13 protein-coding genes and 1 pseudogene are annotated in these 15404 nt (G+C 59.8%); 10 read left to right on the plus strand and 4 right to left on the minus strand.

The genetic code is table 11. The features are described 5' to 3' along the window. Positions 1-162: 162 nt before the first annotated feature. Complete coding sequence (locus IPM84_22555; protein ID MBK9095482.1) at positions 163-825, minus strand: response regulator transcription factor; 663 nt, start codon at positions 823-825, stop codon at positions 163-165. Continuing rightward, positions 822-2747: a type IV pili methyl-accepting chemotaxis transducer N-terminal domain-containing protein gene (locus tag IPM84_22560; protein ID MBK9095483.1), complete on the minus strand. Its 1926-nt coding sequence runs from the start codon at positions 2745-2747 to the stop codon at positions 822-824. The genes IPM84_22555 and IPM84_22560 overlap by 4 nt, the downstream gene beginning before the upstream one ends. Before the next feature lie 533 nt (positions 2748-3280). On the opposite strand from IPM84_22560, the gene IPM84_22565 reads away from it, so the two are divergent. Further along, complete coding sequence (locus IPM84_22565; protein MBK9095484.1) at positions 3281-4618, plus strand: PD40 domain-containing protein; 1338 nt, start codon at positions 3281-3283, stop codon at positions 4616-4618. Positions 4619-4770: 152 nt separating this feature from the next. On the opposite strand, the gene IPM84_22570 is transcribed toward IPM84_22565, so the two are convergent. Then, positions 4771-5823 (minus strand): patatin-like phospholipase family protein, encoded by a 1053-nt coding sequence (locus IPM84_22570; GenBank protein MBK9095485.1) that lies wholly within the window; start codon positions 5821-5823, stop codon positions 4771-4773. Positions 5824-5886: 63 nt separating this feature from the next. Beyond that, positions 5887-6348, minus strand: coding sequence for a hypothetical protein (locus IPM84_22575; GenBank protein MBK9095486.1), 462 nt, complete (start codon positions 6346-6348; stop codon positions 5887-5889). Positions 6349-6644: 296 nt separating this feature from the next. On the opposite strand from IPM84_22575, the gene IPM84_22580 reads away from it, so the two are divergent. From IPM84_22580 to IPM84_22620, 9 genes and pseudogenes are all read left to right on the plus strand, one after another. Further along, positions 6645-6854 carry a winged helix-turn-helix domain-containing protein gene (locus IPM84_22580; protein ID MBK9095487.1) on the plus strand — a complete coding sequence of 70 codons (210 nt, stop codon included), beginning with the start codon at positions 6645-6647 and terminating at the stop codon, positions 6852-6854. Positions 6855-7185: 331 nt separating this feature from the next. Continuing rightward, positions 7186-7401: a DUF1858 domain-containing protein gene (locus tag IPM84_22585; protein ID MBK9095488.1), complete on the plus strand. Its 216-nt coding sequence runs from the start codon at positions 7186-7188 to the stop codon at positions 7399-7401. Positions 7402-7411: 10 nt separating this feature from the next. Next, positions 7412-8632 (plus strand): hypothetical protein, encoded by a 1221-nt coding sequence (locus IPM84_22590; GenBank protein ID MBK9095489.1) that lies wholly within the window; start codon positions 7412-7414, stop codon positions 8630-8632. A gap of 20 nt (positions 8633-8652) precedes the next feature. After that, entirely contained in the window at positions 8653-9072 is a 420-nt protein-coding gene (locus IPM84_22595; protein ID MBK9095490.1) for a FixH family protein, read from the plus strand. A 242-nt stretch (positions 9073-9314) separates the two neighbouring features. Next, positions 9315-12221, plus strand: coding sequence for a hypothetical protein (locus IPM84_22600; GenBank protein ID MBK9095491.1), 2907 nt, complete (start codon positions 9315-9317; stop codon positions 12219-12221). 132 nt (positions 12222-12353) lie between these two features. Then, a pseudogene (locus tag IPM84_22605) lies at positions 12354-13894 on the plus strand (aldehyde dehydrogenase family protein). Between the two features lie 12 nt (positions 13895-13906). Then, complete coding sequence (locus IPM84_22610; protein MBK9095492.1) at positions 13907-14209, plus strand: nucleotidyltransferase family protein; 303 nt, start codon at positions 13907-13909, stop codon at positions 14207-14209. 447 nt (positions 14210-14656) lie between these two features. Next, entirely contained in the window at positions 14657-15007 is a 351-nt protein-coding gene (locus IPM84_22615; protein ID MBK9095493.1) for a hypothetical protein, read from the plus strand. 12 nt (positions 15008-15019) lie between these two features. Further along, positions 15020-15280, plus strand: a complete 261-nt coding sequence (locus tag IPM84_22620) for a hypothetical protein (GenBank protein ID MBK9095494.1) — start codon at positions 15020-15022, stop codon at positions 15278-15280. Positions 15281-15404: the final 124 nt, after the last annotated feature.

A 15404-nucleotide genomic window follows, 5' to 3' on the forward strand; every position in this document is an offset into this window, starting at 1 on the left:
AAAAACTCTCATTCCCCCTGCCCGCACCAGGAAGCAGTGGATGCTTTCGACGCGGGTCAAGATAGGTCAAAAGGGGAAATGAAAAAATCCTCCGTTCGCCCATTCAAGAATGAGAAAAGAAGGATATTTCGGTTGCGCTGAATGCGAAGAACTAGTTCTTGCCTACAGCAGGCCCTTGCTCTTGGCGACGCGTGCGGCCTGGCGTCGTGTGTTCACGTGCAGTTTGGACAAAATGGTGCGCATGTGACTCTTGACGGTGTGAATGCTGATGCACAGTTCTTCCGCAATTTCCTTGTCTGATACGCCCCGCGCCGCGATGGTCAGCGTTTCCAGTTCACGCCTGGTCAGTTCTACCAGTTCGTCGTCATCGGCCGCGGAAAATACGGGCACACGCGAACCGAGGCGGCGAAACTCCTTCAATACTCGCCCGGCCATGCGCGGGCTGAGCGCAGCTTCCCCGCGCAGTGCGCCGCGCAGCATGGCGAGCATATCCTTCGAATGAATGTCCTTGAGCAAATAGCCCTGGGCGCCGCTCTTCAGCGCCTCGAACAGCTTTTCGTCATCGTCGCGCACGGTCAGCATCACGATGGTAGCATGCGCCACCATTTCCTTGATCTGGCGCGTCGCTTCGATCCCGTCGAGCGTGGGCATCTGCACATCCATCAACACCAGGTCCGGCTTGAGTTCCTGCGCCATGACCACCGCCTCCAGCCCATCGCTGGCTTCGCCAACGACGTCCATGTCCGGCTGCGATGTGATGATCCCTGCCAGCCCCTCGCGAAACAGCGCATGGTCGTCAGCCAGCAGCACACGATAGCGGCTCATGATCGCCCCTCCCCATGGGGAAACAACAGGGTCACGCACGTTCCCGCGCCGAGCGCCGATTCGATCAACAGTTTCCCGCCGATGTGTGCGGCGCGCGCCGTCATGACCCGTAAACCAAAGTGCCCGGCCGGCTGCACCGCCGGATCGAAGCCGCGGCCGTCGTCCTCGATCCTGACGAAGCCATGCCCGTTTTCCCGGCCAAAGCGAACACAAATGAATTGGGCGGCCGCGTGACGGCAGGCGTTTTCCAACATCTCGCGCGTCACGTTGAGAATCTGCTCCGTCACGGCGCGCGGAATCGCCGCCGTAAGAACACCCTCCTCCGCCTGCCAGTCAATCCTTGCCTGGTATTTGCCCTCGATCTCACGCACGGTTTCCTGCAAACGATCGCGCAGCTTACGCTCTCGCGGTGCGCCATCCATCAACTGCTGAATGGACGCGCGCACCTGGTGGGTGGCCTGATTGATCGTCCTGCGCATGCGCTCCAGGTTGGCGAGCGCCTTCGCATCTTCGCTCGCCGCCAGCAGGTCGACTGTTTGATCTGTCACAAGGCCCAAATAGCTCAGCATCTGCCCCAGTCCGTCATGCATGTCGGCCGCGATGCGGTTGCGTTCTTCCAGCGTGGCGATCTTCTCTGCCTGCGCAAATAACTGAGCATTCTGCAGCGCCACCGCGGCCGTATTGGCGAGCTTGGTCGCCACGTCCGCAGCCTCCGCGGAGAAATGATTGGGCTGCGAACTGCTCACGCACAAAGCCCCAATCACCTCATCGCCAATGCGCAGGGGAGCCACCACGTGGCTGGCCGCGTGCGCCTCATCCAGCAGACCGCATCCCCCCACGCAGCCTGCACGGCTGCAGACCAGCGCCCGTTGGCTGGCGAGCACCGCGCTGGCGCGGTTGATCGCAGACCTGCGCTCGACCGTTTCGCCGGTCTGCGCGCCGCAGGACGCCTTCAGCGTCAGATACTGATCCTCATCCTCCAGCAGGCACAGCCTGGCGGACTCCGCGTCCAGCAAGGTGCGCGCTTTCTCAGTGACAGAAGTCAACACATGACTGACATCGAGCTGCGAGCTGATCTCATGGCTCACCTCGCTGAGCGCGTTCAGTTCACGTGTGCGCTGCGCGACGCGCGCTTCCAGGGTGGTGGTCAGATCGAGCAGTTCCAGCCGCGACGCGGCCAGGTTCTTGCGCATGACATCGAACGACTCGGACAGGCTGCGTATCTCGCGCGGGCCTGTCACCTGGATCGGTGACTCAAGATCGTTGCCGCCCAACCGGTCCGCCGCGGCAGATAGGTCCTTCAGCGGCGTCAGGGCGGACCGGTGCGTCACCCACGCGCCCACGCCCAGCAGGACCAACGCTCCCACTAGAAAACTCATCTGCATGGCGCGCAGGCGATTGATCTTGGCCGTCGCGTCCGCTTCCAGCAAACGCACCACCGCATCCGCAGCCTCCACCAGGGTGGCCGCTTCATCTTCGAACGTCTGGCGCGTCAGCCAGAAGATGGGATTGCTGCGTGACGCCCACTGCAATTTGTAGAGCTGCGTGCGGAAGTCGCTCCAGGTCTGAGCCACCTGATCGAGCGCGGAAAGAATGCGAGGGTCGGTCGGTCTCTGCAGCGTCACTGAGGCGTCAGGCGGATAAGGCGCCGCGCCGCCTTCGCGCAGGGCGTACAGGGTGCGATCGAAGACTGCTTCGGCCTCCAGCAGCGCGGCATCCACCGCGCTCTTGCGGCTGTCTGCTTCGAGCGCCAGTCGCGTCATCTGCTGCGCCAACATCCGCTGCCGTCCCGCCAGGTTGATGACCAAAGCGTCCTGGCGCTGCGTTTCGCTCCCCCAAATCATCGCGCCGACGGAGACAACGACGAGCAGAACGAAGGCGACAAACAAAAAGATCAAACGCGCTTGCAAACTTTGGAACATCTGAACCCCTCACGTCTACTATAGCACAGGTGGGCGCAGATCAAAAACGCAGGTGAACTGGGTGGCCGGCCAGTCAGCCGCGTCTACACCAGTCATACCGGGCGTTCGTATGCGTACCGTATCAAGACCGCTGGGCCATCCCAACGCCCGGGCCGGGGGACGGATAACAACGAAAAAAAACGAGCATCCCGGCGTATCGTCCGCATGAATAAACCGTCATGTGTGCCGAGCCGGGTGTTCATGTCGCTCTCATGCAGACGATGCACAATGGAATGAGAATTAAATAAGTGTCCGCTTTGGTGCTGTCTGTATGCTCAGAATTTGCTCGGAACTGGACAGTTAAAAAATTCTCATTCTAATCAATGCGCTGAACACCTTGCATCGTACCCATTCTGCAACCCCTTGCACCTGAGCAAGGATTGGCCCCGCCATCCGGCCCCAGCAGGTGAGTCTGTTTCCCTGCCGCGACCGTGGCGCTCCAACAGAGCAATGACCATCCGGTCATTGACCCTGTCTCTGAAGGGAGATTCGTCATGTTACGTAAGTCGCTTCTCGTCTGTTGTGTTGTGTTCCTGGTCGTCCTATTGACTGCGTGCAGCAACCCGCTCGCACCACCCGCCACGGCAACCCCGCTGCCGCCCACCGTCACCCCCATTCCGCCGACCGCCACTCCCGTTCCACCCACTGTAACCCCGACCCCCGTTCCACCCACTGCAACCCCCGTTCCGCCCACCGATACGCCCACACCGGTTCCGCCCACGCCTACCCCAGTGCCGCCCACCGCCACGCCGACGCCTGTGCCGCCGCAAGCCGTGATTGGCGCCAAAGGCCTGAATCTGCGCGGCGGACCAGGCACGACCTACCCGATCCTGGCGGCGGCGAAAGGCGGCGAGAAGTTCGAGATTGTCGGCAAGACGGCCGACGACGCCTGGTGGCAGATCTGCTGCGTCGGTGCCAAGAAGGAGAAGGCCTGGGTGCAGGCTAAACTGGTCACGACCGAGGGTGAAGTAACCGCCATCGCGGTGGTCAAGGACATTCCGCCCCCGCCGCCCACCGCCACGCCCAATCCGAACGCGGCCGGCAGCGGGTCGCCCAGCGGTGTCCTGCTCTACTCCGTCGCCAACATGAGCGCCGGACGCTGGGAGCTGTGGGAATACAACTTTGGCAACGCCACGGCGCGCAAGCTGTTCGACTGGCGCACCGAGGTGGCCTACTCCGCAAATTACAAACAGATCGCCTATTACCTGTGGCCGCCCATCGGCGGCGTAACCGGGACAGGCATTTGGGTGATGAACGCCGACTACACAGGCGAGCACCTCGTCATCCTCGGCGGCGCCTACCCGTCCTGGTCACCTGATGGTAGTCGCCTGAGCGCCGGCGATGGCCGCGATGTCTACATCCTCAACGCCGATGGCAGCGGGCTGCGTCGCCTGGTCAACGGCGAATACCCGGCCTGGTCGCCCAAGAACAACTCGATTGCCCATCGCGCCTGCAACGGCGGCGACTGCGGCATCTACCTGACCGACGCAGACACCGGCGCGCAGCAGCGCGTGACCAGCGGCGGCAGCGACGGTCAGCCAGCCTGGAGTCCTGACGGCAAGCGGCTGGCCTACATCTCCAAGGACGACGGTAACTTCGAAATCTATGTCGTCAACACAGATGGCAGCAACAAAGTGCGGCTGACCGAGAATCTGACAAGCGACGGCCTGCCCATCTGGTCGCCCGATGGCGGCTGGATTGCCTTCCGCTCGGATCGCGAGGGCAAGTGGGCCGTCTACGCGGTGCGCCCCACCGGCGCCAACCTGCGCAAGGTCACCGATGCCGATGTGCTGCCTGTGTGGTTTTTCGAAAAGATGGGTTGGCGCCGCTGATCCGATCAACAGGGGGCAGGGCGGCGCCGCGCCTCAGGCGGCGTCCTGCTCCAGAATCTGGCCGGTCAGCTCATAGCCATGCGCAATGCTTTGATTGATCTTGACCGGATCGAAATCGAGCGAGCCGTGGAAAGGGTCGAACGTCGGTTCGATCACGGTGAGCCTGACCGGCCGGCGGTTGAGGAGCGGCCGCTCTTGCAGCATCCGCACCCGCGGCTGACCGGGTCATCGGCCCCGCGCGTGAGCGGCATCGCTTCTTCGATCTCGCGGCCCAGCGCGGCCAGGCGGTTGACTTCCTGCTGAAAGTAGATGTCGTTGCGCACGATCTCGCTGGTAAAAATATCAACCGTGCGCATCGTGATCGGGAAGATACCCTTGACCGGCCCTGACAGCGCGGTCTTCAACGAGCCGGCCAGGATCATATAAACGTGCTCGGCGCCCAGGTCCACCGCAGCCTGCAGCGGCGAAATCTCCCGCACGCCGCCATCGTAAACCTGATGATCGGGCGCCGTAGTCAGGGGATGGTGTGCTTCCATGAACACCGGCTGCACGCTGGAGGCCAGGATGGCTTCCACAATGTCGGGATGATGCTGATCCATCAATACCAGCTCGCCGGTCTGAAAATCCACCCCGGTCACGCGCAGCTCGATGCCGGAGGTGGCCACCTTGCTGGGGTCCAGGTGCTGCAAAATTTTGGCTTTGAGAGGAGCGGAGACAAAGAGGGATTCGCCGCCAATAGCCCCGGCCAACGCCTGCACCACATCCACCACATGACGGCGCACGCCCCAGAGCTGCAAGGCCTGCAGCAGCGCGCCGAAGACGCCCGGCGCCGCCACCGCAGTGCCAAGAAAGACTGCCAGGCGCCGCACCAACGCCTGCTCCAGCCCGCCCTGCAAGGCTTCGAGATCGTCCAGGTCGTTGATCTCCTGGCCGGACAGGCGACCCAGCGCGGCAAACAACTGCTGGAATTCCGGACTCCAGGCCATCACATCGGAGTTCTTCTGCAGCGAACGCCACAGCCCCTCCATCTCCTCGATCACCGTGGGTGTGCCTTCGGCCAGCTTGGCCCCGTTCAAAGCGCCCACCGAGGTGCCGCAGACGATCTGCGGACGAATGCCGGCCTCATACAGCCGTTTGAGCGCGCCCACCTGAAACGCGCCCTTCGATCCCCCTCCACTCATCACAATGGCGATTCGTTCACTCATGGTTTGGATCCTTCCTTCTCATGTCAATCTCACGTCAATCTCATGTCAACCGGGCTAACCGGGCTAAACAGCCGAAAACGACGTCGTGTGGCTTCGATCAGTTGTTGCTTTGCGCAGCGGCCACCCCGTCAATCCATTCAACGCGGGCGGCTGCAGCGGATTGAGGTTCAAACGTTCCCCGCGTGCCGGCAGCCAGGCCTGCGGGATTGAGTTTGCTGCTATTATGTCTACAGATATTGGGCGTCCATCTCCATGAAAGACGGAGACAATCAGAACCTCTCCATCTTCCGCGATCTCAAAAGCATCATGAAGGTCCAGCAGGCCTGCACGAATTTGTGAGAGGCGCCGATCTGTGAGTGGCACATACAACCACGTTTCGTTCGTATCGTTCTCATCAGCCAGGACAGCTATGAACAAGATGCCTTGCTTATTACGGCAGGCAAAAAGTAGCGGCCTGTCATAGAACTCGTATGTCTCAAGCAACTCAATTTGATCAAGATCAATCGTTGGTATACTGGTTATCATGGTGATCTATCCTCGATGGTCACTACTCGAAACCATCGCCAGGGTTTCATATCCTCATCCTCAGGTTGCCACCATGTATGATGAGATTGATAGATTGCGTTTGTCAAAACAAACGATGCGTGAGGTTACTCTGTCGAATTCTAGCAGAGCAAATGATCGTTGTCAATAGCGGGAGGGGATGGGGGATGAGCTGACCCTGGTCAACGGCGGCGGTCACCTGATCCTGTTGGCCGAAAACGATCGTGGCTATGCGAACCTAAGTCAGCTCACCGCCCTCTCCGGCTGCCGCCAAACTGTTGCTGGATTTCGCCAAGGGGGACGCCATCGAGCGCCGCCGCTGGACGAACCAGACCGAACTCGCGGCTCGCCTCGGCACTGTCCCAGACGTGTTGAGCCGTGTCATTCGCGAGTTGACGAAGGCGGGGCTGATCGAGATGGACAGGCAATCCATCCGCATCCTGGATCGCGCTGCCCTCTCCGCGCGGGCGATGATTCAGGGCGAGTAAATTCGGTACACGGATTACGCGGAACATAGGGATTTCGCGGATTATTTTAAAAAATCCGTGTCCATCCGTCCAACCCGTGAAATCCGTGTACAAAGATGTTCTTCAAAACCCGGCAAAAGTCGGGGCGCGAAACGGGGGTAAGGAGTAAAGTAGGGGCATAACAAGCTGTACGGAATCGGCTTCGCGCTCTATGCGCTGGCAATGATCTATCCCGTGAAGGAACTGTTCGAGATCGCGCGGGATGGGTTGAAGAAAATCGAAACGAATTGACAACTGGCGGGCCGCGCTGGCAAAGTAGGCTGGCGCGGCCGGTTCACAGAAGGAGTGCATCATGGAAATTACAAAAGACACACGTGTCTCAGACATCCTGCTGGAATACGGCGACATCGCCGATGTGATGGAAATCTTCGGCGTCAAACGCGTGGGGAAATACTCCTTGCGAATGTTCCTCGCCAAAGCGCTCACAGTGGAATGGGCGGCGCGCATCCATAAAGTGCCGCTGGACGAATTTCTCGAAATTCTCAATCAGGCCGTCGCAAAGAAATAAGGAGGCTGACATGCCTCACCCATACTTCCTTATGTCATTGCTTTACCTGTCCCTGGTCGCGTTGGCCGCACTGGCTTCGATCCTGACGGGGTTGGAGATCATTCCATTATTTGGCAGCTTGAAATGGCTGAGAGTGCACCTGGTTACGCTTGGCGCGTTAACTGAAATTATATTTGGACTTGCTCCAGTCCTCGTGGCATCTGCGCGCCGATTGCCGCGCCCGAAGATCCGCTGGGATACGTGGCTATTCCTGAACGCGGGACTGGTGCTTCTGCTAATCGGTATCCCGACCATTACGCGCTCGCTCATCGTCACTGGCGGAACACTGATAGGTATTGCCGTGATTCTGCTCATCAAGCAACTGATTGACCTGCGCCCCGCGCAAGCCTCCTCAAAAAATGCCGGCCTCGAAGGGCGCAAGTTCTACATCACCGGGCTGAGTTACCTGATACTTGGAGGTTTGGTCGGCACAGGGCTTTGGCTGGGATGGAGCGAAGTCTTGCACATCGCCTCCCCCATCGAAGTCCACGTCCACACCAACCTGTGGGGCTTCGCCGCCATCATCCTGGCCGGTTTGCTGGTGGACTTGTACCCCTCGTTCGCAAATCGTTCGTTGGCCTGGCCGCGTAGTATTCCGTGGATCTTCTGGTCAATGACGCTGGGCGCATTGGGGTTGATCTCCGGGCCGTGGCTGAACGTCAGTATATTTACCGTTGTTGGTTTGATCCTGCACACACTCGGAAGCATCCTGTTGCTCGTCATCGTGGTCAAGCCCGTGCTCGGCGACCGCCGCGTCTGGACGCCCGGCATGTGGCATTTGCTCACATCCTATATCTGGTTCTTCATCCCGGTCGTGGTCGCGCCGCTGATCGTTGCCCGCGCCACCGATTTCCCCGTGCAGGAAATCTCCGGCAGTGGCGGGCCGATCCTGATCTTTGGCTGGATCCTGCAATTTGGCTATGCCCTGGTTCCGTATCTGTTCACACGCTTCTTCGAGCCAAACAAGCCCGCGCGCTTGGGCGGGACGTGGTTGAGTCTCGTCACCGTGCATCTCGGAGGGATTCTATTCTGGGTCAGTCTGTTCTTCCCGAATGTCGAGCCGGTCTCGCGGGCGCTGGCGTATGGATTCTGGATTGTCTCCGGGCTCCCGATTTTGATCTCGCTGTGGGGAAGCCTGCGTTCCGGGTTGCAAAAAGTAGAGGAATCCCAGGCTGTGAGTTTGGAAGAATGAACGCCATAAGGAAAATTACAATGACCAACAAACTGATTTTGACGCTCATGGCATTCCTGCTCGCCTCGTGCGGCATGATGTCGGCTCCGTCGGTGGAACAGCCGACGCCCATTCCAACCTTCGCCTCCGCTGATTCAACCGCGCAGGATCCTGCCACGAATCAAGTCCCTGCGTTGGGTGGGAAACAAAGCGGCGATCTGCTGGTGTGGATCTTCAGCGATCCCAACCCACCCTCCCGCGGCGATAACATCCTCGAAGCGCTCGTCACTGATTCCAATGGCCAGCCGATCACCGATGCAACGATTTCCTTCGACATTGACATGACCAATATGAGTCACGGCCGGAATGTAACCGCCGCTTCATCATTGGGCGAAGGACGTTACAGCGCTGAAATCCATTTCCTCATGCCACGAAAAGGCCCTGGAATTCGTGCAAATTAGTGAAATTCGTGGCAGAGAAAGCTGGGCGGATTCTTGCCACGAGGGCAGAAGCTCGATTCGTGCAAATTAGTGAAATTCGTGGCAGAGAGGGCCGCAGCGATCGAAGCAACAAAAGAAGCCCGGTTCCTGCAAGGAACTGGGCTTCTTTCGTTCAAGGAGGAGAGGAGGAGAGGATAGTTGCATTGTGAGATGCACTGCGCGAAAATGGGGTGCGCGCAGAAAGATTTGCAGGGAGGTTCAAGATGAAAACGCAACACCTACCGTGGCTGGTCTGCTTCTCCGTACTACTTTTTGCCGGTGCGTCGGCCGCGCCCCCCCCATCGTATCAAGACCACGCGTTGTTCCTGCCACAGATGTTCCAGCGCTTCAGCCGCAACCCGCAGTTCGTCGGTCACCTGGGCGGCGAGATGAACACGGTGGCAATCAGCGGGACGCTGGCCTTCATGGGCATGGGCGCGTACCTGACGGTGATTGATGTGTCCATCCCGCTCAGCCCCACTCAAATCGGGCATATCATGCCTTCTTCAGGTCTCGTCCAGGATATTGCATTGGTGGGAGAATATGCCTACGTGGCGAGCGCCGGGGCAGGTCTTTACGTCATCTCGATCTCCGATGCAACCGCGCCGGTCGTGGTTGGCCATGCGCCGGGCGGCGCTGTAAACGTGACAGTCGTGGGAGACTACGCCTACGTGGCGGCTGGCGGTGACGGCCTGCGCGTGATCTCAGTTGCCAACCCGACCGCGCCCGTGGAGGTTGGGTTCTATGACACGCCCGGCAATGCCAACGGCGTGGCCGTGGCGGGGCAGTACGCTTATGTGACGGCCGAACGGGAGGGATTCCGCATACTCTCCATTGCTGACCCGACCGCGCCGCTGGAGATTGGTTCGATGTTTCCGCGGGGGGATGCCCACGGCGTGGCGGTGGCAGGAGAATACGCCTACGTGGCAAGCGGGTATGGCGGCTTGAGCATCATTTCGATTGCCAACCCGGCCGCGCCGTATCAGGTGGGGTTTTGCGACACGCCAAGATTTGCGTGGAGCGTGGCTTTGGCGGGAGAGTACGCCTATGTGGCCGACTCGTTTAGCATGTTGCGCGTGATCTCGATTGCCAATCCGACCGCGCCCGTCGAGGTGGGTTCTGTCGTCACGCCGGACGGAACCAAGGATGTCGTGATGGCGGGAGCGTATGCCTATGTGGCAAGCAGGCATGGCGGCCTGAGCGTGGTTTCGACTGCCGATCCAGCGGCTCCTGCGGAAATCGGGTTCCTCAGGGCGCCGGAGATGGCTCAAGACCTGGTCGTGGCAGGGCCGAATCTTTACGTCGCCACCGGATGGTTGAGCAACCTCAAGGTGATCTCTGTCGCTCACCCGGCGGCGCCACGGGAAATCGGGGCTATCTCCATACGGGCCGTGGGTGTGGCGTTGGCGGAACCTTATCTCTACGCAACGACTGGCGATTTGGAGGTCATTGCCATCGCCAATCCGGCCATACCGGAAGGAATCGGAGTCTACAATACGCCAGGAGACACCACCAACGTCGCCGTAGCCGGCGATCTGGTCTTTCTGGCCGACGGCTTCAATGGCCTGGAAATCGTACGGTTCCCAGGCGACTCGACAGGACAAGATTCAAGCGATTCGAACCTGTTGAGCCTCGCTGCAGCCGATCTGAAAGCTGCCGTGGCGACAAAAGCGGCAGATACCGCCCAGGAACCTGGGTCGCGCCTGTTCATGCCAGCCATCAGCCAGCGCTTCACACGTAACCCTCAGTTCGTGGGCCACCTGGGAGATAACATTGACACCGTGACCATCAGTCATACCCTGGCCTACGTCAACATGGGACGACACCTGGCGGTGTTGGACGTCTCGAATCCGGTCAACCCCGTTCTGGTGGGGCAAACCGCCCCCTTTCCAGACAATGTACAAGATGTAGCAGTGGCAGGGGAGTACGCTTACGTCCTGTTGAATCACCTGTATCAAAATGGCAGTCTTCGTGTGATCTCCGTGGCCGATCCTACCTCTCCGGTCGAGATCGCATCCTACGATATACCCACAGGCGTCTTTGCCGTAGTAGTGGCGGGACAATACGCCTATGTAGCGACTGACGACCTGTACGTGATCTCGATCGCCGACCCAAGCACGCCGACTGGGATCGGATTCGTCGCCCTGCGTTATGCTGAAGACGTAGCAGTGGGCGGATCGTATGCTTACGTGACAGACCGCGACGGCCTCCATATATTCTCTATTGTCAATCCCTCTGCGCCGACCCAGGTTGGATTCTACGCCACACGCGGGGGAGCGAGCAGCGTGGCCATCGCAGGAACATATGCCTACGTCACGGATGTCGGCGCTTACTCCGCCCTGCGAGTGATCTCTATTGCTGACCCGACTCGACCGGTGCAAATCGGGTACTGTGACGCTTTCTGGTACACTACTCGCCTCACCCTGACGGAAGGTTATGCGTACGTGGCAGAGCCGTTCCACGGCGTGCGCGTTTTTTCGATCTCGAATCCTGCCGCGCCCACCGAAGTGTGGTTTTATTACACACCAGGCTATTCCAGGAATGTGACGGTGGCGGGGGAATATGTCTACGTGGGCGATGGCCCTGAAGGCTTGCGCATAGCCTCCCTGGCAAACCCGGCTTTACCGGTTGAGGTTGGCGTTTATGATCCATTTTCCTATGCCGCTGATGTAGTCGTAGTGGGAGAGTACGCCTATGTCGTTGGCCATGGCATGCACGTCATCTCGATCGCCAACCCGAGGACGCCCGTGGAAGTCGGGTCGTACAGCGCGGTGCGGAGTGTCTCTGCTGTTGCAATTGCCGGACAGTATGCCTACCTGACAACTTTGTGGCCGACCGGCCTGAGCGTCATCTCGATCGCCGATCCGGCCGCGCCAGTCGCAGTTGGATTCTGCGAGACGCCGATCTATGGTAGTGACGTGGCAGTAGCAGGAGACTATGTCTTTGTGGCAGATGGGACATACGGCGTGCGTGTCATCTCAGTTGCCAATCCGGCCGCGCCGGTGGAGGTTGGATTCTATGACACCTATGCGGCCATGAATGTCGCCGTAGAGGGCAATCTGATCTTCGTCGCCGACGAGAAGAATGGGCTGCTCGTCCTGCGCTTCGATGGCGATTGGAATGCGGAGTGATCGGAAGTCCGATCCTGCACGCGCCGATTCTCTTGCCCCTTGAACTTCCGCCTTGCCCGCTCCTATGCTATACTCAAGGAAAGTCAGCCATATCAGCGTTGATTCGATTGATTCAAGGGAGATTCAAGACTAATGAAGTCAGTAAAGTCAGTAGAGGCATTACTGGAAAAGCTCAATATCCAGGAGACCAATTTCGGCGCGTGCTCCGGCCCGGACGGCTGGATCGAAGATCGCGGCGGGCGCGAATTGGTTTCGTACAACCCCACCAACGGCGAGGCGCTGGCGCGGGTCATTCAGGCCACGCCGGCCGCGTACCAAACCCTGATGACGCGGGCCAATCGCGCCTTCGAGACCTGGCGCCTGCTGCCGGCCCGCGCCGCGGCCAGGTGATCCGCGACCTGGGCTACGCACTGCGTGAGATGAAAGAGCCGCTGGGCGAGCTGGTCAGCCTGGAAATGGGCAAGATTCGAGTCGAAGGCCTGGGCGAAGTGCAGGAGATGATTGACATCTGCGATTTTGCCACCGGCCTGGCGCGCCAGCTCTACGGCCTGGTGATCGCCTCGGAGCGGCCGCTGCACCGCATGATGGAGCAGTGGCACCCCCTGGGCATCGTCGGCGTCATCAGCGCCTTCAACTTCCCGGTCGCGGTCTGGAGTTGGAACACCGCCATCGCGGCCGTGGCCGGCGACTGCGTGGTTTGGAAACCCTCCTCAGACGTGCCGCTGTGCGCGGTGGCCGTGCAGCACATCACCAACCGCGTGGCCGCGGACTACGGCCTGGACGGCGTCTTCAACCTGCTCATCGGCCGCGGTTCTGAGGTGGGCGAGCTGATGCTCAACGACCCGGCCATGCCGCTGATCTCCTTCACCGGCTCCACCAACATGGGCCGCCATGTCTCCGAAGCGATCGCCCGGCGCTTTGGCCGCAGCATCCTGGAGTTGGGCGGCAACAACGCCATCATCGTCACCCCTCACGCCAATCTCGACCTGGCCACCCGCGCCATCCTGTTCGGCGCGGTGGGCACGGCCGGCCAGCGCTGCACCTCCACGCGGCGCATCATCGCCCATCGCAGCGTGGCCGCGGCGCTGAGCGATCGCCTGGTCAGGGCCTATCAGCAGGTGCGCATCGGCGACCCGCTGGACGCGGGCACGCTGATGGGGCCGTTGGTCAACCAGGGCGGCGTGGATGAGATGATGGCCGCGCTGGAGCGCGTGCGGGCCGAGGGCGGCGTCATCCTCACCGGCGGCAATCGCCTGCCGGACAAGGGCGCCCTGTTCGTGGAGCCAACCATCGTCAAGATGCCGGCGCAGACGCCCATCGTCCAGGAAGAGACCTTTGCGCCGATTCTCTACATCCTGGAGTACGACACCCTGGCAGAGGCGATTGCCCTGCATAACGGGGTGCCGCAGGGCCTGTCGAGCAGCATCTTCTCCACCAACATGCTGGAGATCGAAACGTTCCTGTCCGCGGCCGGTTCGGACTGCGGCATTGCCAATGTCAACATCGGCACGTCAGGCGCGGAGATTGGCGGCGCCTTCGGCGGTGAAAAAGAAACCGGCGGCGGCCGCGAATCTGGCTCCGACGTTTGGAAGTACTACATGCGCCGCCAGACCAACACCATCAACTACTCGACCGAGCTGCCTCTCGCGCAGGGGATCAAATTTGGGGAATAAGGAGATTGCGCTATGGCCGGTTTGGGGATTCGCAACATAGACACGAAAACCATCATCAGAATATGCCGAGAGCATGATGTCAGCAAGATCGGTGTCTTTGGCTCATTGGCGCGCGGAGAGGCCAGTGAGGCCAGTGATATTGACTTACTGATTAAATTCTCTAAACGAAAGAGCCTGTTGGCGATGATCGCTCTGGAGCGCCAATTGTCAGTCACACTGGGACGAAAGATTGACCTGTTGACCGAAGCGGCCATCAGCCCATACCTTCGTGATCGTATCAAACAAGAAACTCGGACGATTTATGAAGCACGATGACATGATCTATTTGGGCACGATGAGACACACCAGCACGAGGATTGATCTTGACGAATACTCCTGATCTCGTTGCCAGACCTGACGACTTGTGGCGAGTCGTCAGGGGCGCGATAGTTCAATTACAGACAGAAATAACCTGGAAGCCGGGAAAAGCAGTCGAGCATATTCGAACTAGAATTCGATATGGACATCTGTCATCGAATGCGACTCTGGCCGACTATGAGACAATCATTACGGCCGTCGTTCGAGATGCGAATGCGCTAGTATATGTCTATCATTGGCGCCATGATATCTACCCCGCTGTCGCCGGTGTCATTCAAAAACAAACATGGCTTGTGATGTTCAATCCTCGAGGTGTCATGGAGACTGCTTTTCCACCCGAGGATGCAGACCAATACCTGTCTGATCGCCGGTTCCAGTTTCTGGGAGTCTTGGGAGAGTTGTTCCATGAATAGGCTATTGCAGCGATATTTGATTGCGGTTGAATCATCAGAAGTGAGCGGTTTCGAGCATCTTGATATGCTGATGCTGCGAGATAAACTGGCAGAGCAGAACCAACAGCTTACCGCCCGTGAGCGTACGCTGCTCGTGGCGGCGGATCGCCGCCTGTTCGAACAAGCGAGCATGTTCGATGCTGCACTCAGCCAGATCACCAGCCTGGCATATGAACGCTCACAGCGAAATCCGCCGCCGTCACATTGGTGGTGGTATCTTGATGTGGTGGCGGGTGTACCGAAAACCGTACAACGCGCCGCTCGGCGGATTTCACCGGCAGCGAGCCTTGAGCTTGCCAGATAGGAGAGACCAGTCATGAGTGGTGACCCACGGCCCTGGATTCGCCAGGTTCCGGTTGACGAAGCGACCGGCCTGTTGAAGCGCCTCTTCGAGGAGACGCTGAAACGCGCGGGTCGCGTCTGGCGCATCGTCCACATCATGAGCATCAACCCGCGCGCCATGCAGGCCAGCATCGGCTTCTACAGCGTCATCATGCATGGCGAATCGCCCCTCAGCCGCGTGCAGCGCGAAATGCTGGCGACGGTTGTGGCCGCGGAGGTGGGCTGTCACTACTGAACGCAGGCCCACGCCCACGATCTCCGTGTCGAGATCGGTCATGTCAACACCGATGCCAACGCGGCCGACGCGTTCGTGCATGCCATCGTCCGTGACTGGCGCCAGGCCCCGCTGGCGCCGGTGG

It is taken from the genome of Candidatus Amarolinea dominans (genome assembly GCA_016719785.1).
Taxonomy (GTDB): domain Bacteria; phylum Chloroflexota; class Anaerolineae; order SSC4; family Amarolineaceae; genus Amarolinea; species Amarolinea dominans.